This window comes from Candidatus Eremiobacteraceae bacterium (genome assembly GCA_035314825.1).
Lineage (GTDB): Bacteria > Vulcanimicrobiota > Vulcanimicrobiia > Eremiobacterales > Eremiobacteraceae > JAFAHD01.
This window is the reverse complement of record DATFYX010000069.1, coordinates 25,852-48,568: the sequence shown is the minus strand read 5'-3', so window position 1 is coordinate 48,568 and position 22,717 is coordinate 25,852. Positions and strand designations below refer to the sequence as shown.

The 22,717-nt window shown below is 67.6% G+C and carries 18 protein-coding genes; 8 read left to right on the top strand and 10 right to left on the bottom strand.

All coding sequences use genetic code 11. The features are described from left to right. The first annotated feature begins 7 nt into the window (after positions 1 to 7). Positions 8 to 727: a hypothetical protein gene (locus VKF82_09430; protein HME82285.1), complete on the top strand. Its 720-nt coding sequence runs from the start codon at positions 8 to 10 to the stop codon at positions 725 to 727. Here VKF82_09430 and VKF82_09425 read toward each other — a convergent pair. From VKF82_09425 to VKF82_09410, 4 genes are read right to left on the bottom strand one after another with little or no spacing between them, the layout of a single operon-like run. Continuing rightward, positions 724 to 2,199 (bottom strand): ATP-binding cassette domain-containing protein, encoded by a 1,476-nt coding sequence (locus VKF82_09425; protein HME82284.1) that lies wholly within the window; start codon positions 2,197 to 2,199, stop codon positions 724 to 726. The genes VKF82_09430 and VKF82_09425 overlap by 4 nt on opposite strands. After that, entirely contained in the window at positions 2,192 to 3,094 is a 903-nt protein-coding gene (locus VKF82_09420) for a branched-chain amino acid ABC transporter permease (GenBank protein HME82283.1), read from the bottom strand. The genes VKF82_09425 and VKF82_09420 overlap by 8 nt, the downstream gene beginning before the upstream one ends. After that, entirely contained in the window at positions 3,087 to 3,947 is an 861-nt protein-coding gene (locus tag VKF82_09415; GenBank protein HME82282.1) for a branched-chain amino acid ABC transporter permease, read from the bottom strand. The genes VKF82_09420 and VKF82_09415 overlap by 8 nt, the downstream gene beginning before the upstream one ends. 39 nt (positions 3,948 to 3,986) lie before the next feature. Continuing rightward, complete coding sequence (locus VKF82_09410; protein HME82281.1) at positions 3,987 to 5,171, bottom strand: ABC transporter substrate-binding protein; 1,185 nt, start codon at positions 5,169 to 5,171, stop codon at positions 3,987 to 3,989. A 112-nt stretch (positions 5,172 to 5,283) separates the two neighbouring features. On the opposite strand from VKF82_09410, the gene VKF82_09405 reads away from it, so the two are divergent. Genes VKF82_09405 through VKF82_09380 form a run of 6 tightly spaced genes read left to right on the top strand, consistent with a single transcriptional unit; the run spans position 5,284 to position 12,459 of the window. Continuing rightward, a complete protein-coding gene (locus tag VKF82_09405; GenBank protein HME82280.1) occupies positions 5,284 to 5,925 on the top strand; it encodes a phosphoribosyltransferase family protein in 642 nt (213 codons plus the stop codon). Positions 5,926 to 5,959: 34 nt separating this feature from the next. Continuing rightward, positions 5,960 to 7,180 carry a bifunctional diaminohydroxyphosphoribosylaminopyrimidine deaminase/5-amino-6-(5-phosphoribosylamino)uracil reductase RibD gene (gene ribD, locus VKF82_09400; protein HME82279.1) on the top strand — a complete coding sequence of 407 codons (1,221 nt, stop codon included), beginning with the start codon at positions 5,960 to 5,962 and terminating at the stop codon, positions 7,178 to 7,180. Further along, positions 7,072 to 7,653, top strand: a complete 582-nt coding sequence (locus VKF82_09395) for a riboflavin synthase (protein ID HME82278.1) — start codon at positions 7,072 to 7,074, stop codon at positions 7,651 to 7,653. The genes ribD and VKF82_09395 overlap by 109 nt, the downstream gene beginning before the upstream one ends. 31 nt (positions 7,654 to 7,684) lie before the next feature. Beyond that, positions 7,685 to 8,893 carry a bifunctional 3,4-dihydroxy-2-butanone-4-phosphate synthase/GTP cyclohydrolase II gene (locus VKF82_09390; protein HME82277.1) on the top strand — a complete coding sequence of 403 codons (1,209 nt, stop codon included), beginning with the start codon at positions 7,685 to 7,687 and terminating at the stop codon, positions 8,891 to 8,893. Positions 8,894 to 8,905: 12 nt separating this feature from the next. Then, positions 8,906 to 9,373 carry a 6,7-dimethyl-8-ribityllumazine synthase gene (ribH, locus tag VKF82_09385; protein ID HME82276.1) on the top strand — a complete coding sequence of 156 codons (468 nt, stop codon included), beginning with the start codon at positions 8,906 to 8,908 and terminating at the stop codon, positions 9,371 to 9,373. Continuing rightward, the gene (locus tag VKF82_09380) at positions 9,373 to 12,459 is read left to right on the top strand and encodes a pentapeptide repeat-containing protein (GenBank protein ID HME82275.1); all 3,087 of its coding nucleotides are present in this window, start codon (positions 9,373 to 9,375) and stop codon (positions 12,457 to 12,459) included. The genes ribH and VKF82_09380 overlap by 1 nt, the downstream gene beginning before the upstream one ends. Here the strand turns inward: VKF82_09380 and VKF82_09375 are convergent, their stop codons facing one another. Both VKF82_09375 and VKF82_09370 read right to left on the bottom strand, forming a co-directional pair. Then, a complete protein-coding gene (locus VKF82_09375) occupies positions 12,460 to 13,104 on the bottom strand; it encodes a response regulator transcription factor (protein HME82274.1) in 645 nt (214 codons plus the stop codon). Then, positions 13,097 to 14,686, bottom strand: coding sequence for a HAMP domain-containing sensor histidine kinase (locus VKF82_09370; GenBank protein HME82273.1), 1,590 nt, complete (start codon positions 14,684 to 14,686; stop codon positions 13,097 to 13,099). The genes VKF82_09375 and VKF82_09370 overlap by 8 nt, the downstream gene beginning before the upstream one ends. A 72-nt stretch (positions 14,687 to 14,758) precedes the next feature. Between VKF82_09370 and VKF82_09365 the strand changes: the two genes are divergently transcribed. Next, positions 14,759 to 16,903 carry a hypothetical protein gene (locus VKF82_09365; protein HME82272.1) on the top strand — a complete coding sequence of 715 codons (2,145 nt, stop codon included), beginning with the start codon at positions 14,759 to 14,761 and terminating at the stop codon, positions 16,901 to 16,903. On the opposite strand, the gene VKF82_09360 is transcribed toward VKF82_09365, so the two are convergent. From VKF82_09360 to kdpA, 4 genes are read right to left on the bottom strand one after another with little or no spacing between them, the layout of a single operon-like run. Beyond that, entirely contained in the window at positions 16,900 to 18,060 is a 1,161-nt protein-coding gene (locus VKF82_09360; GenBank protein HME82271.1) for an outer membrane beta-barrel protein, read from the bottom strand. The genes VKF82_09365 and VKF82_09360 overlap by 4 nt on opposite strands. Positions 18,061 to 18,070: 10 nt before the next feature. Continuing rightward, a complete protein-coding gene (gene kdpC / locus VKF82_09355; GenBank protein HME82270.1) occupies positions 18,071 to 18,670 on the bottom strand; it encodes a potassium-transporting ATPase subunit KdpC in 600 nt (199 codons plus the stop codon). Positions 18,671 to 18,683: 13 nt separating this feature from the next. Next, a complete protein-coding gene (gene kdpB / locus VKF82_09350; GenBank protein ID HME82269.1) occupies positions 18,684 to 20,732 on the bottom strand; it encodes a potassium-transporting ATPase subunit KdpB in 2,049 nt (682 codons plus the stop codon). After that, entirely contained in the window at positions 20,733 to 22,433 is a 1,701-nt protein-coding gene (kdpA, locus tag VKF82_09345) for a potassium-transporting ATPase subunit KdpA (protein HME82268.1), read from the bottom strand. Between the last annotated feature and the right edge of the window lie 284 nt (positions 22,434 to 22,717).

The following is a 22,717-nucleotide window of genomic DNA, read 5'->3' as shown; positions in this document are numbered from 1 at the left end:
GGTGCGCGTGAGACGAGCGTTGCTGATGGTGGCCCTCGTCGCGCTGGCGGCTGCGCCGGCGCGAGCCGAGACGACGATCGGCCTCGAGGTGTTGACCGTCAATGGCACCCATGCCGAGCAGGCGGGCAGCGTGCCCCTCAACGGGATCGCGCCGCTCTTGGAGCTGCGCCAACGCTTTCATTCGGTCGACGTCACGCTTGAAGGCATTCCCTCGACCGGCGGGCGCGGATATCTGGTCACCCCCACCGGTTACCCGCACCCGCTGACCAACTTCAGCCTCTTCAACGCGCTCGCGCATTACAGCCTCGGGCCGACCGGCCGTTACTGGGTCGGCGGCGGCATCACGGTCATCAACCAAGAGACGTCGCTGCTCTCGCCGCCGCTGGCGGCTGCATCGCGCGTGACCGGCGGGCGCTACGAAGCTCTGGCCTATCTGCCGAGCGGGAGGATCGGCACGGTGGAGCTGCGGGCCGCGTTCATGCCGGCGATGCACGGGTCGGTGAGCTATCAATTCGGGAGCTATCCCGTGCCGCCGGGCGCCGATAGCGAGATCGCCGAGGCCACCGATCTGACGGCGGAATATCTGTGGCAGCTGCGCGGCGTCGCGCTCGGTGCCGGTGTGCGCTCGATCAATTACACCGCACACTTCGTCACGCCGGCCACGCTGGCGGACCGTAACACGTTTTTCGGAGCGCTTCTCGAAGCGCGCTTTCGGGTCGCGCGTTAAAGGCCGAGGAAGCGCTCGAGGCGAGAGCGATGCGCGCGCAGCGCTGCCGCTGTCTCGTGCTCGACGATTCGGCCGTGCTCGAGCACGTAGACGCGGTCGGCGACGGCCAGCGCCAGGTCGACGTTCTGCTCGGCGAGCAGCACGGTCTCGCCTTCACCGCGCAGCGCCGCGATCGTACCTTCAAGGCTGCGCACGAGCGCCGGACTGAGTCCCTCGCTCGGCTCGTCCATCAGCAGCAACAGCGGGTTGCGCAGCAGCGCTCGCGCGATCGCCACCATCTGCTGCTCGCCGCCGGACAGCGTCTCGCTGGGCTGACGCTCGCGCTCTGCGAGCCGTGGGAACAGCGCCGCGATGCGTGGCAGGTCCCAGGGCCCCGGCCGCGCTCCCAACCGCAGCTCCTCACCGACGGTGAGGCCTGAGAGCATCCGCCGCCCCTGCGGCACCAAGGCCATGCCGCCGCGTGCACGCGCCAGCGGCGATGCGCGCGACACGTCGACACCGTCGAAAGTGACGCTGCCTGCGCGCAGCGGTAAGAAGCCGATAAGCGTGTTGAGCAGCGTGCTCTTGCCCATGCCGTTGCGCCCGAGGACCGCAACGACCTCGCCGCGCGCGATCTCAAGCGATACCCGGTCGAGCACGCGTGCCGATCCATATCCGGATTCTACCCCGATCGCCTCGAGCAGCGGCAATGGCGTCTCGGCAAAGCTCGTACGCGCGGCGACGCGCGTGGTGGCGCCAGTCCCCAGATAGACGGCCTGGACGGCCGGATTCTCGCGCACGTCGCGCGTCGCGCCGTCGGCGAGCACGCGGCCGTTGTCGAGAACGGTCATGCGCTCGGCGAAAGATTGCGCGAAGTCGAGATCGTGCTCGATGAGCAGCACGGTGATGTCGCGCGGCAGGCCGGTGAGCAGCGCGCCGATGCGCCGGCGTTCGGATGCGGCCAATCCTGCGAGCGGCTCGTCGAGCAGCAGCAGCGACGGACGCTGCACCAATGCGGCGGCGATCTCCAGTTGGCGCAGCTCGCCGTGCGAAAGCGCCGTCGCGGGCTCTTGAGCCTTCGCGCCGAGCCCCACCGCCTCGAGCGCGCTGAACGCCGCCGCGTCGCAATCGGCGAGCGCGTCGAGCGGCGCGGTGACGGTCCACGCGTGTCCGGTCGCCTGCAGCGCGCTCACTCTGACGTTGTCGAGAACGCTGAAATCGGTGAAGACGCTGCTGGTCTGGAAGGTACGCGCGACCCCCAGGCGCGCGACGCGCTCGGGCGGCATGCCCGTCGTGCGCTGCCGGCCGATGTGGACGTTGCCGTGCGTCGGCGTCTCTTCACCGCTGATGATGGCGAAGAGCGTGCTCTTGCCGGCGCCGTTCGGCCCGATGATCGCGCGACGTTCCGACCGCTCGACGCGCAGGTTGACGCCGTCGAGCGCGGCCACGCCGCCGAAACGCTTGCCGAGCGACTCGACGGTCAGCTCAGGCATTGACCAGGCTCCACAGGCCGCGGCGTGTGAACAGCACGACCACGATGAGCACCGCGCCGATGACGAACATCTCCCATTTGTCGGTCCGCGAGCTGATCCAGGCCTGCAGCAGGACGAACACGCCTGCGCCGATGACGCCGCCCCACAAGCTGCGCGCGCCGCCGAGCAGGACCATGACCAGCAGCACCACCGAGTTCGTCCAGTCGACGTCGGCGAGGCTCACGAAGTTGCGATGATGCGCGTGCAGCACTCCCGCGAGGCCGGTCACGCCGCCGGCGAGCACGAACGCCCAGTACTTGTACCAGAACGCGGACAGACCCAACGCGCGCGTGCGCGTCTCGCTCTGCCGCGCGGCTTCGAGCACTCGTCCGAACGGCGTGCGCAGCAAGTACGAAAGACCGGCGATGATCAACAGCAGCAGCGTCACAGATATGAGATAGAAGAGCGTGTCGCTCAACGGCAAGCGAGGGACGACCAAGCCGTCGCTGCCTCCCGAGACCGAATGCCACTTGTCGGCGGTCGCCCACACGAGCTGCGCGAACGCCAGCGTTATCATAAGGAAGAAGATACCGGCGCTGCGCAGCGACAATGGCGCGGTGATGGCCGCGAACAACGCGGCGACCGCAAAGCCCGCCGCCAGCGTCAGCGCGAGATTCGGGCCGGCGTGAGCGCTGACGATCGCTGCCGCGTAGGCGCCCAGCCCGAAAAACGCGGCCTGCCCGAGCGACACCAGACCCGCGTAGCCGACGAGCAGATCGAGCGCGACCGCCGCGATCGCGTAAAGCACGACCTCGATCGCGAGATAGAGCGCATACCCGTGCAGCAGCGCCGGCGCCAGCGCCGCAGCGACGACGAGCGCACCGAGCGCGATGCGTCGCGCGCGCGCGTCAGCCACGTCTGCCGAGCAGTCCCTGCGGCCGGAAGCCGAGCACGACGACCATGAGCGCGAAGATCAAGAACGGCGCGAACTCAGGGTAGAAGAGCGAGCCGAAGCCGTTCACCGCTGCGACGATGATCGCGCCTACGAATGCGCCGGCGACGCTGCCCAATCCGCCGACGACGACCACCACGAGGGCGAGCAGCATCATCTGCAGGTCCAGGCCGGGCGCGAGCGCGATGATCGGGCCGCCGACCGCGCCGCCGAACGCGGCGAGTGCGACCGCCGCTGTGAACGTGCCCGACGCGACGGCTTGTGCCGGCACGCCGAGCGAGTCGGCGATCTGCGGATCTGCGGTCACCGCGCGGACGCGCGCGCCGAGCGGACTTCGGAGAAGCAGCTGCAAAGCCGCGAACGCGACCACGCCGACGACGATCACGAAAAGCTGATACGCGGGGTACTGGACGCCGAACACCGGCACGAGTCCGCTCAAGACCGCCGGCGGCGACGACGAGCGGATGTCCGCGCCCCAGATCGCGCGGATGACGTCGGCGAGGATGAAGGCCAAGCCCACGGTCAAAAGCACTTGATCGAGCTCTCGGCCGCGCAGCCGGCGCAGCAGCAGGCGCTCGACGAGCCAGCCCAGCACCCCGCCCAGCAATGCGGCGATGGCGAGCGCCGCCCAGAAATTGCCGGTCTTGGTCGCGACCGTGTAGCCCATGTACGCGCCGACCATGTAGAACGTGCCGTGCGCAAGATTCGCGATGCGCCCGACGCCATAGATCAGCGAGAAGCCGGCCGCCAAAAGGAACAACAGCATGGCGAACGCCAGGCTGTTGAGACCCTGGACTTCGAGGAGTTGCGGCGGCACGTCGCCCTATGAGTGCGCCGCGGGCCGCTGCGCCGCCTGTCAGCCCGGGTCGCGGATGCGGCCTAGGTCGGACACGACCTTGTTGTGGTCGCCCGTGCCGGTCAGGACGACTTCACGCAGATAGACGTCCTGGACCACGTTGTGCGTGACCGGGTCGAATTCGAATTGCCCGCGCGGGCTGGCGAACTTCACCGCTTCGAACGCCTCGATCATCTTCTTCTTGTTCGAGGTGTCGCCGTCGAGCTTGTTGATCGCGTCGACGATGACGTGTGCGGTGTCGAAACCGCGCATCGAATAGACGCTGGCATCGGAGCCGAAACGGATCTGATAGTCCTGCACGAAACGCTCGTTCTCCGGATTCCGCAGCAGCAGCGCCCAGTGCAGCGAGCTATGGGCGCCTTCGGCCGCGTTGCCGACCGCCGCCAGCGTGTTCTCCTCGACCATATCGCCGATCACGGCCAGCTTGATCGACTTGGACAAGCCGAACTGCTGGAATTGCTTGAGGAAGATCACGCCGTCGCTGCCGGCGAGAAAACCGAACAGCACATCGGGCTTGGCGGCCGCGATCTTGGCGATGTAGGAGGAGAAGTCAGGACTGCCCAGCGGAGGATAGACCTCGTCGATCACCTTGCCGCCGGCCGCGGTGTATGCGGCTTTGAAATCGGCGGCGCTTTCGCGCCCGTACGCGTAGTCGGCGGCGATCATGAAGACCTGTTTGCTGAATTTGTCCGCCACCCACGTGCCCAACGGGTTGGCGAACTGCCAAGCCGAGAAGCTGGTGCGGAAGATGTATGGGCTCTTGCGCGCGCGCGTCAGCGCATCGCCGCCCGCGTTGGCGACGATCAAGGGCACTTGCGCGTCGGTGACGAGATCGCGGATCGCGTAGGCGGACGGCGTCGCGACGATTCCCGCGAGCAGATCGACCTTGTCGGATTGGATGAGCTTGGTGGCCTTGGAAACCGCCACGCTGGGGTCGCTCGATTCGTTCTCGTTGACGATCACGATCTCGCGTCCGCCGGCCGTGTTGCGCACCTCGTCGAAATACATGCGCATGCCCTTGCCGATCTGATCGCCGAGCTCGGCATAGACCCCGCTCGACGGCAGGATGACGCCGATCTTGAGCGCGTCTTTGGCCGCGGCTTTCGAGGGCAAAGTTTGCGGCAGCAGTCCCAAGCCGCCGGCGGCGATGCCGGCCTTGATGAAATCGCGTCGCGTCAGACTCATATGTCAGATCCCCTCGTTCGAAACCGCGAAGGTAGTGGGCGTTCGTCGCGCTCCTGCGCCGACCTGCGGCCCGGGGCTTGCCGCCTAGGATGCGACGCGTGATGAGCCACGCGTGCTCACCGCCATGCTGGACGTCCTTGCTCCGGCCCGCTGCGCCGCGTGCGGTGCGTTCGCCGCGCCGTTGTGCTCCATCTGTCGTCGCGAACTCGCAGCTTCGCGCCTGCTGGTCCGGCACGATATCGCCGGAATCGACAGCGTGGTCGCGCTCGGAGCGTTCGAAGGCGCCCTGCGGCGCGCGATTCACGCGCTCAAGTACGCAAACCGATTGGATGTCGCAGACGAGATCGCGCAAGCGCTCGCCGGCAAGTTCTGCCCGGACGAACGGCTTTTGATACCGGTGCCGCTGCATCCAGGCCGGCTGCGCTGGCGAGGGTACAACCAAGCCGAGGCGCTGGCCGGCGCGCTGACGCGCGCCTGGAAAACACGCGGGCGCGCCCCGCTCTTGGTCGCACCGGCCGCTTTATACCGCTGCACCGCGACGCCGCCGCAGAGCGCGCTGCGCCTGGCTGCGCGGGAAGAAAACGTCCGCGGCTCGTTTGCCCCCGGCTCGCAAGCGTGCATCGTGAACGGCCGGCGGGTCCTCTTGGTCGACGACGTCGTCACCAGCGGCGCGACGATTCGCGCATGCGCCGGAGTCCTGCGCACATGCGGCGCTGCGGACATCGTGGCGATATGCGCCGCGACCAGACCGTGAGGGGACGCGCTGCCGGTTCGTGAACTAAGCCGCGATGTCAAGTGCGTACATGAAGCGCGCGCTCGCGCTCGCGGCGCGCGCGAGCGGCGACACCAGCCCGAACCCGCTGGTCGGCGCGGTCGTCGTGCGCGACGGGCATGTCGTCGGAGAAGGATTTCACCGTCGAGCCGGCGCTGCGCATGCCGAACGGGTAGCGCTGCGTAAGGCCGGCGCACGTTCGCGCGGCGCGACTTTGTATTCGACGCTTGAACCATGTGCGCACCGCGGCCGGACACCGCCATGCACGAGCGCGATCATCGCGGCCGGCATCAAACGCGTGACGATCGCGATCGAAGATCCGGACAGCAAAGTGAACGGCCGAGGCATCGCGGCCATGCGCCGTGCCGGTATCGAGGTCGAGATCGGCGACGGCGCTTCATCTGCGCGCGAGCAGAACCGCGCGTACATCGCGCAGCGCACGACCGGCCGTCCATTCGTCACGTTGAAGATCGCGCAGACGCTCGACGGTTACGTCGCGCGTCGCAAGGGTGAACGCACGCAGATCACAGGCCCGGCGGCCGCCAGGTTCACCCGGCGCCAGCGCATCGAGCACGACGTGGTGATGGTCGGCGTCGAGACGGCGATCGTCGACGATCCGATGCTTACCGTTCGCCCGCCGCATCGGCGCGCCGTGCCGTACGTGCGTGTCGTGGTGGATTCGCGCGGGCGCATACCGCTGCACGCGAAACTCATCACCGACCAGCGCAGCGCGCGCACCATCGTCGCGACCACACACGCGATGCCGGCAGCCGTTCGCGCCGCGCTCGTGGCGCGCGGCGTGCACGTGATGAACTGCAAACGCACGAGCGCGGGGCGCGTGGACCTGCGCGATCTGCTCGCGCGTCTTGGCAGGCAAGGACACTTGAGCGTGCTCTGCGAAGCCGGGCCGACGCTCGCGCGGGCGCTCGTGTCCGCGCGCCTCGTCGATCGCATCCACTGGTTGATCGCGCCGATCCGATTCGGCGTCACACTTGCGCGCAACGGCCCGCGCACGCGTCCGGTTCAGGCACCGCTGATGCCGCGCGCGCACGTCGAACGCGTCCGCCGCATCGGACGCGACACGCTCATCGAAGCCGCACCGGAGGTGCACTCATCTTCACCGGACTCATCGCGCATCGTGGCACGGTCGTCAGCGTCAGCGCGCGGTCGGGCGCGCGCCGGCTCGTCATCGAAAGCGCGCCGCTCAGCGAAGCCGAAACGCCGGGCGCAAGCATAAACGTCAACGGCGTGTGTCTGACGGTCGTCGAAGCGCATCGCGGACGGCTCGCATTCGACGTCGTGCCGGAGACGCTGTCGCGCACCAATCTCGGCGCGCTCGAGACCGGGGACGTCGTCAATCTCGAACCCAGTCTGCGGCTCGGCGACCCGATGGGCGGCCATCTCGTCTACGGACATGTCGACACCACGACGACGATCGAGCGCAAGGTCCCCGAAGGGCCTGGGTTCCGCCTGTGGTGCTCGGTCCCGGCGTCCGTGGGGCCGATGATTGTAGCAAAAGGCTACGTGGCGCTCGACGGAGTGAGCCTCACGGTTGCCGAAGTAGATACGTCCCAGGGGTCGTTCGCCGTCGCGCTCATCCCGGAGACGCTCGCGCGGACGACATTCGGCAGCGCCGACGTGGGCGACGCGATCAACCTCGAAGTCGATCCGGTCGCGCGCTACGTCCAAGCGCTCTTGACGGTCGAATAAATTCGACCGCTACGCACAGGAAGCAAGATATATGCCGCTCGCACGCATCGAAGACGCGATCGCCGACATCCGCGCCGGCAAGATGATCGTCGTCATGGACGACGAGGATCGCGAGAACGAAGGCGACCTCACCATGGCGGCCCAGATGGTGACCGCCGACGCGATCAATTTCATGTCGAAGCATGGGCGCGGGCTGATCTGCGTGCCGATCATCGGCCGCCGGCTCGAAGAGCTGCACATCCCGATGATGGTGCAAGAGAACACGTCGCCGCTCGAGACCGCGTTCACGGTATCGGTCGAGGCCAAGGGCCGCACGACCACCGGCATCTCGGCGCACGATCGCGCGGCCACCGTCGCCGCGCTGCTCGATCCGCGTTCGAAGCCGAGCGATTTCGTCTGTCCAGGCCACACGTTTCCGCTGCGCGCGCGCGAGGGCGGCGTGCTCGTGCGCGCCGGCCAGACCGAAGCCGCGGTCGACCTCGCGCAGCTGGCCGGCCTGTATCCGGCCGGCGTCGTGTGCGAGATCCTCGACGATGACGGCACCATGATGCGCCGCCCGCGCCTGGAGACGTTCTCCGCCGAGCACGGGCTCAAGATGATCACGGTCACCGATCTCATCGCCTACCGCATGCGCCACGAGAAGCTCGTGCAGCGCATCGCGACCTTCAAGCTTCCGACGCGGTTCGGAGAATTCACGGGCTATGCGTACGAGTCGTCGGTCGACCACGCGTGCCACGTCGCGATGGTCATGGGCGACATCGGCGACGGCCGCGACGTGCCCGTGCGCGTCCACTCCGAGTGTCTCACCGGCGATGCGCTCGGCAGCAAACGCTGCGACTGCGGCGCGCAACGCGACGCCGCGCTGCAGATCATCGCCAAAGCCGGTCGCGGCGTGTTCTTGTACCTCCACCAGGAAGGCCGCGGCATCGGGCTTGCCAACAAGCTGCGCGCGTACGAGCTGCAGGACAGCGGCGCCGACACGGTCGAGGCCAACGTGAAGCTCGGCCTGCCGGTCGACAGCCGCGAGTACGGCACGGGCTCGCAGATCCTGCACGACCTCGGCGTGCGCGAGATGAAGATCATCACCAACAATCCGCGCAAGATCGTCGGCCTCGAGGGCTACGGTCTGAAGATGACCGGCCGCATCCCGCTGATCGTCGACGGCGACGAGTACAACGCGGACTACCTGCGCACCAAGAAAGAGAAGCTCGGCCACCTGTTCGAGCAGACGGGCCGCTAGAGGCCCGCGCCGATGCGCTTCGCCATCGTCCGCAGCCGCTTCAACACGCAGATCACACAGCCGCTGCTCGAGGGAGCCAGGCGCGGATTCGCCGACGCCGCGATCGAGCCGGACCTGATCGATGTGTTCGAGGTTCCGGGGGCGTTCGAGCTGCCGCTCGCGGCCCTGTGGCTCGCCCAGACCAAGAAGTACAACGCGGTCGTGTGTCTGGGATGCGTCATCCGCGGGGAGACGCCGCATTTCGAGTACGTCGCGGCCGAATCGGCGCGCGGCATCGCGGATGTGGCGCTGCGCACGGGCATGCCGGTGATTTTCGGCGTGCTCACGGCCGATACGTTAGAACAAGCGCAGGCGCGCGCCGATGCGGCCGCGGGCAGTAGCGTGGGTCACAGCGGAGATGGCGCGCGTTCGAACAAGGGCTATGAGGCCGCACGCACCGCCGTCGAGATGGCCCAGCTGCGAAGGAAGTTCGACATCTGATGGACGTCGTCGACGACGAAAAGCTGCACGCGATTCTAGCCGGCACGGCGCTGCATCTGCCGGGCGAAGGCCCGGAGACCGCGCGCATCGTGCGCGCCGAGTGGATCGTCGAAGCGGTGCGCTTGGGGTTGGCGGTCGACATCGACAACGCGATCGTCGCCGGCGCGCTCGAACTCGAAGGGCGGTATATCCCGGCCGCCTTCTCTCTCACCAACGCGCGCGTTTCCAGCGTCAATCTCGGCGAGGCGCGCTTTCTGCAGGCCGCGCGCTTCGACGGCACCGTTTTCGAAGGGGCTACGCACTTCGCCGGCCTGCGCGCCGAGAGCGATGTCTCGTTCGCCGGCGCACGGTTCGCCGGCGATGTCATCTTGGACAACGCCGTCGTCGGCGGCACGCTGACGTTTGACGGCGTCCACGTCGAGGGCGCACTTGCGGGCAAGAGCACGCGGGTCGGCGTCTCGCTCAGCGCGGCCGGCGCGACGGTGCGCGGCGGCGTGCGGCTTGTCGAACCGCAGATCGGCGCGGATCTCATCCTCGACGAGGCGCGCATAGAGCGCGACGCGGTCTTCAGCGAGCTCTCGGTCATCCGTCACACCAGCGCGAAGCGAACGGCGTTTGAGGGCGATCTCACCTTCGAACGCGCGCAGATCGGCGGACAGCTCGAGCTGAGCGAAGCGTCCGTCAGTGGGCGAGCGGCGTTTCGCGCGGCGCGCGTCGCCGATGCGGTGCTGGCAGCGGCAGCATCCTTTGCCGGCGAGGTGGGCTTCGAGGCGGCGCAGCTCGGCGAGCTGACGCTCTCGAACATCTCGTTCCAAGGACCCGTCTCGCTCAAGGAGGCCCGCATCGCGCGGCGCCTGCTGTGCCTGCAATCGACCTTTGAGCGCGATGCGACGTTCGCCGGCGTCGGCGTCGGCGGCGACGTCAACTTGGAGGATGCGGTTTTCAAAGGCGCGATGCTGATGCATCAAGCCGATATCGGCGGGGCGCTGAGCTGCGAATCGGCCACCTTCGAGCAGGGCGCTGATCTGTCCGACGCGCGCGTGGCGCACGCCGGGGACTTCACGCATGCGACCTTTCGCGCGCCGGCGGCGTTTTCGAGCGCGCGCCTGGGCAGCCTTGACTGCACGCGCGCTACGTTCGAACGCGATGTGGATTTCAGCAACGCGCGCGCTGAAGGCGCCGCCTGCTTCCGCTGGACGGCGTTTCGAGGCGGCGTACGTCTGCAAGCGCTGCGCGCGGGCTCGATCGTCGCGGCGCACGCCACGTTCGCCGAGCGCGCCGACCTGAGCGAAGCGGACTGTGCGGGCGATCTCGATCTGAGCGGTGCGGTTTTCGAGCGCGACGCGCAGTGCGCGAATCTATCGGCTAAGGCAAACGTGATCGCGACCGAGGCGCGCTTCGAGGGCGACGCGACGTTCGCAGGCGCGAAGATCGGTGCCGACTTGCACCTCGAGCGCGCCACGCTGCGCGGCGCGTGCTCTCTACGCGCCATCGCGCTGGGCGGCGCCCTGCACGCGGCCGGCGCGACCTTCGCCCGCGGCGTCAATCTGGGTGTCGGACGCGTGGGCGGCGCGGTTGATCTGGCAGGCGCGCATTTCGTCGGCGAAGCGCAGTTGGGCGCGCTGTCGGCTGGCGGACAGCTTGACTGTGCAGGCGCGAGCTTCGACGGGATCGCCGACGCGCGTTCGGCGCGCATCGGCGCGAGCACGTCGTTCGCCAAGGCGGCCTTCGCCGCAAGCGTGCTGCTCGACGGCTTAGAGACCGCCGGGTCGCTGGACCTGGCCGAGGCGTCGTTCCACGGCGAGCTGCGCTGCAATGATGTGACGATCTCAGGCGCGCTCGACGCGCACGGGGCCACGTTTGCAGGCCCCAGCGTGTTCCATCGCATGAGCGTCGCCAAACAAGCGACCTTCGCAGGCGCGCGCTTTGCGCAGTCGGCCGAGTTCTCAGGTTCGATCTTCGGCGCTGCGCTGCTCGCGGGCAATGCTCGTTTCGGCGGACGGGCGGACCTGGAAGGGATCACCGTCGGAGCGAACATGGAGTTCGCGGATGCCGCGTTCGAAGCCGATGCGCGCTTCGATGCGATCCGCATCGGCGGACACGCCGATCTCTCGCGCTGCACGTTCGCGCAACGTGCGGTGTTCGACGGCTCCGATGTGAAGACCGACCTGTCGTTCGAGCGCGCAGCTTTCGGCGCCGAGGCGAGATTTATCGGCGCGCGGGTCGGCGCGCAAGCGCGCTTCAGCGACGCCACGTTCGGAGCGCCGCTCGACCTGCGCTGGATGCACTTCCGCAGCCTCGAGCTCGGCGAACGCGCCGCCGAAGTCGCCCCGCCGGCACCGAAGCGTTCTGGTCCGACGAATGGCGAGCTGGCGCAGGCGCCGGCGGCGCCACGGTCGCTCGATCGCGGCATCACGCTTGACCTGCGCGGCGGACATTTCATCGTGCTGCAATCGGCTGCGCAGGCGGCCGACGACACGGCATTTCCCGCGGCGGGGCGGGTCGAGCGGACCGCGCGCACGGCCGGACGCCCGGCGCGCGCACAGCGAACCATGGCTGCGGACGCGTTCTACATGCGCCGCGAACTCGCCGGCGACGGCATCAAACCATTGCGGTCGCCGATCTGGACGGCCACGTTTTGGGCGGACCTGCTGCGGTTCATCGCCGATCGCACCATGCGTGCGGTCGCCGGTTACGGCGTGCGTCCGTGGCGCATGCTGGCATGGCTGCTCGCGCCGCCCCTGCTCGCGGCGCTCCTGTTCGCGGCAGTGGCAGGCATGGCGATGCCGCCTGCGTCGCAAGACGCGACCGCGCCGAACGCCACCGCTGCCCAGTCGACGGAGCCCTATCCGTGCGACGCACGGGCGCCTGCCCCAGACGCCGCTGCGCTGAGCATCGCCATCTATGCGTCGTTCGATCCCGCGTTGGTGACGCAGTGGCGCGTGTCGGCATGCCCGGTCGCCGGCACGCCTGTGACCGCGTGGCATCTCGCCAACGCGGAGCGCATCATCGGATGGTTCCTGATACCGCTGGCGCTGCTGACGTTCACCGGCGTGTTGCGCCGGCTGCTGGGCTACCGCTCGTAGCTAGATTAGTCCACGGCGCAGCGCGATGACGGCGGCGTGCGTCCGATCGGATGCCGAAAGCTTCTCCATGATGTCGCGGATGTGGCCTTTGACCGTGCCGAGTCCGATCGCGAGCCGCTGGGCGATCTCCGCATTGCTCGTGCCCGCAGCGATCAGCCCGAGGATCTCCGTCTCGCGCGGCGACAGCGGCGACCCCTCCGCGCTTGCAGCCGCACGGTCGGGGCGATTGAACGCGCGCAGCACGACGTGCGCGATGCCGGGATCGAAGTACGCGCCGCCTGACGCGGCCGCTTTGACGGCATCGACGATGCGCTCGGGATCGGCCGACTTGAGACAATAGGCATCCGCGCCGGCGGCGAGCGCCGCGACGACCTCCTCGTCCATGTCGTGCATCGTGAGGATCAGCACTTTGGTCTTCGGCAGGCTCTGGCGGATGCGGCGCGTGAGCTCGATGCCGTCGATGCCCGGCAGTCCGATATCGACGACGGCCACATCCGGCTTGAGACGCAAGGTCTCTTCCCATCCCGCCTCTCCGTCGCTGGCTTCGCCCACGACTTCAAGTGAAGCATTGCAATCCAACGCGGTGCGCAGACCGGTGCGCGTGAGCGCATGGTCTTCGACGATGAGCACCTTGGTCTTAGCCATGCGGCACCTGCGCCGGCGAGGCGAGCGGCAAGGTCAGCGTGAAGGTGCTGCCGCGCGGCTCGCGCGGCGTATAGGAGATCGAGCCGCCGTGGCTTTCGGCGATGCGGCGCACGATGTACAGGCCAAGGCCGGTGCCGCCGCCGCGGCGCGCAGTGCCGTCGCCGTGAAAGCGCTGGAAGAGCGTGGCCCGGTTTTCCTCCGGCACGCCGAAGCCGTCGTCGCTCACTGCGACCACGGCCTCGCCATCGCGCTCCTGCACTTGGACCACGATGCTTCCGCCCTCCGGCGTCCACGTGACGGCGTTCGCGATCAGGTTGATCAGCGCGCGGCGCACTTCGCTCTCGTCCACGTGCGCGAGCACGTCCACGCCTTCGACGTGACAGTCGATGCGCTTGGAGCGCCACAGCGATTCGAGCTCATCGATAACGGAGCGCGCCAGCTTGGCGAGATCGGCGGGCCGGCGCGCGTGCGACTGCTCGCGCGATTCGTAGCGCGCGACCAGCAGCAGCGTCTGCGCCAGCCGCTCGAGCTCTTCGTTGGAGCTCAGCGAACGGCGCAGCACCTCGACGTACTCCGCCGGAAGCCGGCCATACGCGCCCGCGAGCGCCTGATGCATGGTCATGCCGGCCGCCATCAACGGCGTGCGCAAATCGTGCGAGAGCGCATAGACGATGTCGCGGATCACCTGGTTGCGCTCGACGAGCTCGTGATTGGCGGATTGGAGCTGGTCATTGGTGGACGCCAGCGCCTCGACCAGTTTTGCCTGTTCGATCGCGCGCGCACCCTGATCGGCGAAGGCTTGGACCAAGTTCTCAAGCTCGGAATCGAGCTCGCGTTCCCGCTCGCGCCATTCCACCAGCAGCACGCCGACGGCCTCGGTCCCAGAACCCAGCGGAGCGATCAGCGCCGTGCGCGCTCCGATGTTGCCGAGCGTGAAGCGAGCCAGCGCATCCGCCTGGCTCAAGAAGACGATGTTGCGGTCCTCTACCGCTTTTTGCAGCGCCGTCCACACGCCCGGCCCCGGGCGTTCGGTGCGCGTCTCGACGTCGCCGGATCCGCGCGTCGCGGCGAACGAGGCTCCGGTCAGGCGTCCGTCCTCGCACGGGAACAAGGCGGCCGCATCGCTCTCTAGCAGAGCGTTCGCCTGACGCACGACTTCGCGCCACACCAGCTCGAGGCTCAGCGATTCGCGCATGCGCTCGCCCGCGCGGCGCAGCGCGTCGGCGCGCTTGGCGACGTGGTCGCGAGTGGCCGACTCGCCGGCGAGCCGGGCCGCGGACTGCGTCGCCACGGCGAGGCCGCCGACGAGCACAGTGGACAGGCCGGCGAGCACGCGGTCGAGCGTCGCGATGGAATCGTAGTGGCCTTCGTGGACGCCGTTATACCAGCCCGCGACCGCATTGAGCACCAGGCACACGCCGACCATGGTCCAGGTGAAGCGGCGGTTGAGCGCCAGTGCGGTCAGCGCGACCGGGGCATCGAAAAGGATCGCCGCTACGAACAGCTGCGGCGTGAACATGTCGATGACCCACGCGGCCACGACCAACGCGATGCAAGCATACGGGATCCAGGAGCGCTGCACGGGGGCGACTTCGGTGCGGCGATGTTCCTCCCATGCGCATGGACGCCGTCTTTGCGGGGCGAACGGGAACGCGTGGACGCGATCGACTCTCGCGCGAAGGCCGCTGCGGGGCTGCTTTCCGATCTCGGCATGGGGCCGCGTCTGCGCGTCTATCTGGGTATCGCGCCGGGCGCCGGCAAGACGCGACGCATGGTCGAGGACGCGCTCGCGCTGAAGAAGACGGGGCGGCGCGTCTACATCGGCGCGCTCGAGACCAAAGGCCGGCCTGATCTCGAGGAGTTGGCCGCGTCGCTGCCGCGGATCGCGCCGCGCGTGGTGACGATGGCCGGCTCCACGTTTGAAGACTTCGATTACGACGCCGCCTTGGCGGCGAAGCCCGAGGTCATCGTGCTGGACGAGCTCGCGCACGCGAACCTCCCGGGAGGGGTGCACTCGAAGCGCTGGCAAGACGCCGCGGCACTGGTCAAACACGGCATCGGCGTGCTGGGGGCGATCAACGTGCAGCACATCGAGTCGGTGGCGCCCGCCGCAGAGCGCATCATCGGTTTTCCCGTGCGCGAAATCGTGCCGATGTCGTTCATCAACGGCGTCGACCAGCTGGTCGCGGTCGACGTATCGCCGGAGCAATTGCAAGCGCGGCTGCGCGAGGGCAAGATCGTGCGCTCGGAGGACATCAATCGCGCGCTGGCCGGGCCGTTCCGCCTAGCCGCGCTCGCGCAGATGCGCGAGCTCATGTTGCGCTTGGTCGATGACTTCACCATACCGAAAGTCGCGCCGACCCGCGTGTCGACCGTCGTCGCATTGCTGACCGATGGCATCGACGCGAACGCCTATCTCAAGCGCGTCGCATCGATCGCGTCGCTGTTCGACCTGGTGCTCGAAGTCGCGTGCGAGCCCGGCATGGATCGCGACACGTGCGCGGCGGCGACCGCAAAGAGCGGCGGCAAAAACGTCCCCTGGCCGGGCGGTGGCTCGACGCCGCAAGTCGAGTCGCTCGCCGGCGCGCTGATCGCGATGCCAAAGGGCGATATCGCGCGCACGCTGCTGAGCCGCGGCGCCGACCGGGACCTGCTGGTGGCCAGCGACAAGCCGATCGGCGCTGTGGCAGGGGCGGTGCCGGCCGCCGGCGCGTCCAACGCGGCCGACGCTCACCGGGACCGCGGCGACAACCCGCTGCGCAACGCGTATGGCCGGCTGACGATCTACCTCGGCTCGGCGGCCGGAAGCGGCAAGACCTATGCGATGCTCGACCGCGCCCATCAGCTCAAAGACGCGGGCGTCGACGTGGTGGTCGGCTACATCGAGACGCACGGCCGCGCGGAGACGGCGCGCAAGCTCGAAGGGCTTGAAGTGGTGCCGCGCAGGGTCGGCACCTACAACGGCATCACCTACGAGGAGATGGATCGCGATGCCATCATCGCGCGCCACCCACAGGTCGTCTTGGTCGACGAGCTCGCGCACACCAACGCGCCGGGCAGCGCGTCGGCCAAGCGCTACATTGATGTATTCGCGATCCAGGCGGCCGGAATATCAGTGCTCACCACGCTCAACATCCAGCATCTCGAGGGCCTGGGAGACTCGGTGACCCGGCTGACCGGGGTGACCGTGCGCGAGACGCTGCCCGACTGGATCCTCGGCATGGCGGACGATCTCGTCTTGGTCGACGTCTCGCCGGAGATCCTGCGCGAACGGCTGCGTGCGGGCTTTATCTACCCCGCCAACCGCATCGAGGCGTCGCTCTCGAACTTCTTTCGCACCGAGAACCTTGCGGGACTGCGCGAACTGGCGTTGCGCGAGACGGTGCGCACGCGGACGCTCGAGCCCATGCCGCCGCCGGTCGCCGCGCTGATGTTGGGCGTGGGTGCGCGCGCGCGGGATGTGAAGCTCATCTATCGCGGAGCCAAGCTGCGCGCGCGGCTCGATGCCGATTACATCGTCGTGCACATCCAACAGAAGGGCCGCGTGACGCCGCCCGCCGTTTTGGCGGAGCTCAAGGCCGCCGCCGAAGCGGTGCACGCCCGCTGGATCTATGCCAGCGCCGCTGACGCCGCCAAAGCGATCGTGCCGCTCGCGCGTGAGCACAACGCGTTCCTCGCGGTGGAAGGCGCGCGCGCGACGCCGCGTTGGCCGCTCGGTCCGACGTTTGCGCGACGCGTGCTCGAGGCGGGCGCGCGCGAACTGCTCGTGCTCGCGCCGCCGCCCCTTGATCCGTCTTAGAGCTGGATCCCCAACTCGAGCGCGGTGCGGAACTGGCTGTTCCCGGTGCCGCCCGTGCCGAACGCGAGTCCGGGCGTGTAGTAGCCGGGCCAGGCTTCGGAGAAGTCCACGCGCGCGAACACGGGCCCGTCCTTCCACTCCGGCGTCAGCGTCAGCGTGTTGACGCCGCTGCCGGGTCCGTAGCCGACGAGGTCCGCGTTCAGACTCGTGGCGCCGGGCATGCTCGAGTTGTGCAGCGTCTCATAGCGCAGCGCCGTCGACCACTTGCTTGAAAAGTTCATGTCCGCCAGCACGGCTGCGCCGAACGCGCTCTCCGAACTGGTATATCCCAGGCCCGGCGCGGACGGGGAGTGCGCCCACAGCACGTACGGCGCGATCTGCAGCTTGCCGAGCGTGCGGGTGTAGACGAGGTTCAGCAGCTCCTTGTTGGCGACCGAGGCGGTCGGATTCGGAGGCGTCTGGGCGTTCGGGATGAGAGCCACGAACAGCAGCGATTCATTCGAGTCCGGAACGTAGTTCAGAGAACCCTCGGCCGCGACCCAGCTGCCCGAGTAGAAGCCGTCGTTCGCGCCGCCGGTGACGCTCAGTTTGCCCGTCGTGAAACTCATGCGCACGCCGCGGCTGACGGCGTTCTCGACGTTCCACACCGCCCCGCGCTGGATGTTCCAATCTTCATACGTGAAGGTCGACTCGGCGCCGGTGAGCGTCGCGAGCACGCCCGCGCTCACGTTGAAGTTCGAGCTCGGCACGTACTCGAGATACGCGAGCGGCACTGGTCCGTACAGGCCGGTGTTCGCGTTGCCCGCGATCGTCTTGTTGCCGGCGAAGCCGACGACAGGGATGCTGTACGCGCCGGCTTGCAACGCGTACTGTAAGGTCCCTTGGTTCTTGGTCAAGATCGCGAAGGCGTTGCTGACGTTGAAGCGCGATGCCAAGTCGGCGCCGGTCGGCGTATCGAAGCTGCCGGTCGCGTTGACGCCGCTGGTGAAGATCTCGGTCGCGCTGAAAACGCCGTGCAGCTGCACGGCCGGCGACGGCGAAGGCGACGCTGAGGCCGACGGCACAGGCGACGGAGACGGGGAGGGCTGATCGGCGAGCGCGAGCGCCGGGAGGGCGGCGCCTGCGAGGGCCGCCGCCACGAAGACTAGGAAACGCATGGTTCTTGGGCTATCGCTTTCCGGCGTCGAGCGCCAGGTTGAGTTCTAAAACGTTGACGCGAGGCTCTCCCAACACGCCGAGGGTCCGCGCCTGCACGTGCTGGTCGATGATGGCGTGCAGTTGCGCAACCGTCATGCCTCGCGCGGCCGCCACGCGCGGCGACTGGTAATACGCCGCCTCGGGGCTGATGTCGGGATCGATGCCGCTGCCGCTTGAGGTCACCAGATCCATGGGGATCGGGCCGCTCGCCTGCGGGTTCTCCTTGCGCACGGCGGCGATCGCATCTCGGGTCGCATCGATAAGCTTCTTCGAGGTCGGACCGAGGTTGGTGCCGCCCGTCGAGGTCGGATCGTAGCCTTTGCCGGCGGCCGACGGACGGCCATGGAAATACTGCGGCTTTGTCCACTGCTGTCCGATGATCGCCGATGCGACGGGTTTGCCTGCGACATAGACCATCGAACCGTTCGCCTGATTGTGGAAGAGCAGCTGCGCGACGATGGTCATGACAGCGGGATAGACCAGGCCGAGCATCACCACGCTGAGCACGGTGTAGAGCAGCGAGGTGACCAGATGGTTGCTGGTGTTGTCTTTGACGTCTTGCGCATTCATGGTCGAATAGTCCTTACGAGAGGTGCAGTACGCCGAGCAGCAAGTCGATCGCCTTGATGCCCAGGAACGGGATGATCACGCCGCCGACGCCGTAGATCAGCACGTTGTTGCGAAGCACGATGTTCGCTCCGATCGGCCGGTAGGCGACGCCGCGCAGCGCCAGCGGGATCAGCGCGACGATGATCAACGCATTGAAGATCACGGCCGAGAGGATCGCGCTGTGCGGGTTCAGCTGCATCACGTTGAGCGCGCTGATGACCGGGTAGGCGGTCGCGAACATCACCGGCAGGATCGCGAAATACTTGGCGACGTCGTTGGCGATCGAGAAGGTCGTCAGCGCGCCGCGCGTCATGAGCAGCTGCTTGCCGATCTCGACGATCTCGATGAGCTTGGTCGGATCCGAATCGAGGTCGACCATATTCGCGGCCTCTTTGGCGGCCTGCGTGCCCGAGTTCATGGCGACGCCGACGTCGGCTTGGGCCAGCGCGGGTGCGTCGTTGGTGCCGTCGCCGGTCATGGCGACGAGGCGGCCGCTCTCCTGCTCGCGCTTGATGAGCGCCATCTTGGTCTCCGGCGTGGCTTCGGCCAAGAAATCGTCGACGCCGGACTCGCGGGCGATCGTGGCGGCGGTGAGCGGGTTGTCGCCGGTGATCATGATGGTACGGATGCCCATCGCGCGCAGGCGGTCGAAGCGCTGCTGCATGGCGGGCTTGAGAATATCCTTAAGGTGGATGGCGGCGAGCACTTTGCCGTCCTGCGCCAGCAGCAGCGGCGTGCCGCCGGAGCGCGCGATGCGGTCGACGTCGGCGCCCAGCACGTCACCGGGGTCGCCGCCGCGCTCGCGCGCCCAGGCGCGGATGGCGTCGGGTGCGCCCTTGCGGATAGATGGTCCACCGGCGATATCCACGCCGCTCATGCGCGTGTAGGCGGAGAAGGGCACGAACGTCGCATTGTCCGGCTTGCCGCCCAGCGCGGCGCCGTATTGCTCGGCCAGCACGATGATCGAGCGGCCTTCCGGCGTCTCGTCGGACAGCGAAGAGAGATACGCGGCGCGAGCCGCGTCTTTGATGTCCACGCCGGGGGCCGTCACGAACTCGGTCGCTTGACGGTTGCCGAGCGTGATCGTGCCGGTCTTGTCGAGCAGCAGCGTGTCGACGTCGCCCGCGGCCTCGACCGCCCGGCCGCTCATCGCCAGCACGTTGCGCTGCAGCACGCGATCCATACCGGCGATGCCGATGGCCGAGAGCAGCCCGCCGATGGTGGTCGGGATCAGGCAGACGAGCAACGCGATGAGCACGGTCACTGACTGCGGGGTGCCCGCGTACAGCGAGTACGGCGAGAGCGTCGCGACCGCGATGAGGAAGATGATGGTGAGGCCCGAGATCAAGATCGAGAGCGCGATCTCATTGGGCGTCTTCTGGCGCGTGGCGCCTTCGACCAGCGCGATCATGCGATCGAGGAAGGCCTCGCCCGGATTTGCGGTGACCTGCACGAGGATAGAGTCCGACAGCACGCGCGTGCCGCCGGTCACGGAACTGCGATCGCCGCCCGCTTCGCGGATGACCGGCGCTGACTCGCCGGTGATGGCGGACTCGTCGACCGTCGCCGCGCCTTCGACCACGTCGCCGTCGGCGGCGATGAGCTCGCCGGCGTTGACGCGGAAGACGTCGCCCTTGTGCAGTTCGGTCGAGCTGACGAGCTCCTCACGCCCATCGACGACGCGCCGCGCCTTGGTGTCGGTCTTGGTGCGCCGCAGGAAATCGGCTTGCGCTTTTCCGCGCCCCTCGGCGACCGCCTCGGCGAAATTCGCGAACAGGACGGTGAACCACAACCAGATCGAGATGGCCAGATCGAACCCCGCCGGGCCATGCGTGCGCAGATCGCGGAAGAAGAAGCCGAGCGTGACGATCGCGCCGATCTCGCACACGAACATGACGGGGTTGCGGAACTGCCAGCGCGGGTCGAGCTTGACGAACGCGTCGACCACCGCGCGCGACATGATCGCGCGGTCGAAGAGTGAGCGCGCCTTGGGCCGGCGCTCCAGCCGTCGCTCTGAGATCATCTAGAAAGTCTTTCCTTGCAGCATGAGCAGATGCTCGACGATCGGGCCGAGCGCATCGGCGGGGAAGAACGTCAGCGCACCGACGATGATGATGACACCGAGAAGCAGACCGATGAAGATCGGCGAGTGGGTCTGGAACGTCCCGGTGGTGGCGGGCGTGCGCGGCTTGCCGGCAAGCGAACCTGCGAGCAGCACCGCCGGGATGAGGAACAAGAACCGGCCGCACAGCATCACGATGCCCATCAGGATGTTGAAGTACATGTTGCCGCCCAGCCCGGCGAATGCGCTGCCATTGTTCTCGGTGGTCGAGGTGAAGCCGTACAGGAGCTCGGAGAAACCATGCGGGCCGGCGTTGCCCAAGGTCGCGGTTCCGGCCGGGACGATCACGGAGATCGCGGTCGGGACCAGCGCGAACACCGGCAGCACAAGCGCGGCGAGGATCGCGAGCTGCACCTGCTTGCGTTCGATCTTCTTGCCGAGGAACTCAGGCGTGCGCCCGACCATCAGCCCGGCGATGAACACGGTGAGCACCACGAAGAGGATCATGCCGTAAAGGCCCGTGCCGACGCCGCCGAAGACGATCTCGCCGAGCTGCATGTCCCCGAGCGGCACCAAGCCGCCCAACGGCGTGAACGAGTCGTGCATCGCATCGACGGCGCCGCACGACGTGTCGGTGGTGACGGTGGCGAACAGCGACGACGCGGCGACGCCGAAGCGGCACTCCTTGCCCTCCATGTTCCCGCCCGTGACGCCGAGGCTGTGCACGATCGGATTGCCCGCGGACTCTGCGGCGTACGCGACCGTGAAGCCGCCGGCGAACAGGATGGCCATCGCGGCGAAAATCGCCCAGCCTTGACGCTGGTCCTTGGCGTAACGGCCGTAGGTGTACGTCAGCGCGGCGCCGATCGCGAAGATGAGGAACATCTCGAGTAGATTGCTGAAGGGCGTCGGGTTCTCGTTCGGCGCGGCAGAATTCGCGTTGACGAAGCCGCCGCCGTTGGTGCCCAGCTCCTTGATCACTTCTTGCGAGGCCATGGGGCCGCCGGTGATCGTCTGTTTGAAGCCTTCGATCGAGACGATATCCTGGTACGAATGGAAATTCTGCGGCACGCCTTGCCACACGAGCAGCAGGCAGCCCACGACGCTGATCGGCAGCAGCACGTAGAGGGAAGCGCGGGTGACGTCCACCCAGAAGTTGCCGACCGTCGGCTTGTCCGTGCGGCACACGCCGCGGATGACCGCGATCGCGATGGTGATGCCGACGGCGGCCGAGACGAAATTGTGCCAGGAGAGACCGGCCATCTGCGACAGATAGCTCATCGTGCTCTCGCCGGAATAGAACTGCCAGTTCGTGTTGGTCATGAAGCTGATCGCGACGTTCCACGCGTTGTCGCCGGTCAGGTTGTCGAAATGCTGGGGGTTGAGCGGAAGCCACTTCTGGGTGCGCAGCAATACGTACAGATAGGCCAGGCCGACGAGGCTGAAGGCCAGGGTGGCGAGCAGGTACGACCCGGCCGACATCTCCTTGGCCGTGTCGACGCGGCAGATACGGTAGATCAGCCGCTCGATCGGCGCAAGCACGGGGGACAGCATGGTGCGCTCGCCCTCGAAGACGCGCGCCATATACGATCCCAGCGGCCGCGTCACGAGCAGGACGAGCGCGAAGAAGACGAGCGCTTGCAGCCAGCCGTACAGGTTCATATGGTTCCTAGAATTTCTCCGGCCGCAGCATGGCGTAGGTGAGATACCACAGGCCGAGGAGCGTGAGCGCGAGCCCGACGATCTGGTCAGCCACTAGAGATGCTCCAGGGCGACCGTGTAGCGGTCGAACGCGAAGAAGATCACGAGCGTGCAGAACAGCAGGATGAGATCGAGCATTTTCAAGCCTCTGGACGGTTGTCCAGGGGCATCCTAGCATAAGGTCAAGACGCGGGCCATCCTCCGAACGGTCCATCCGTTCGGATATTTGCGACCCCTCGGCGTCA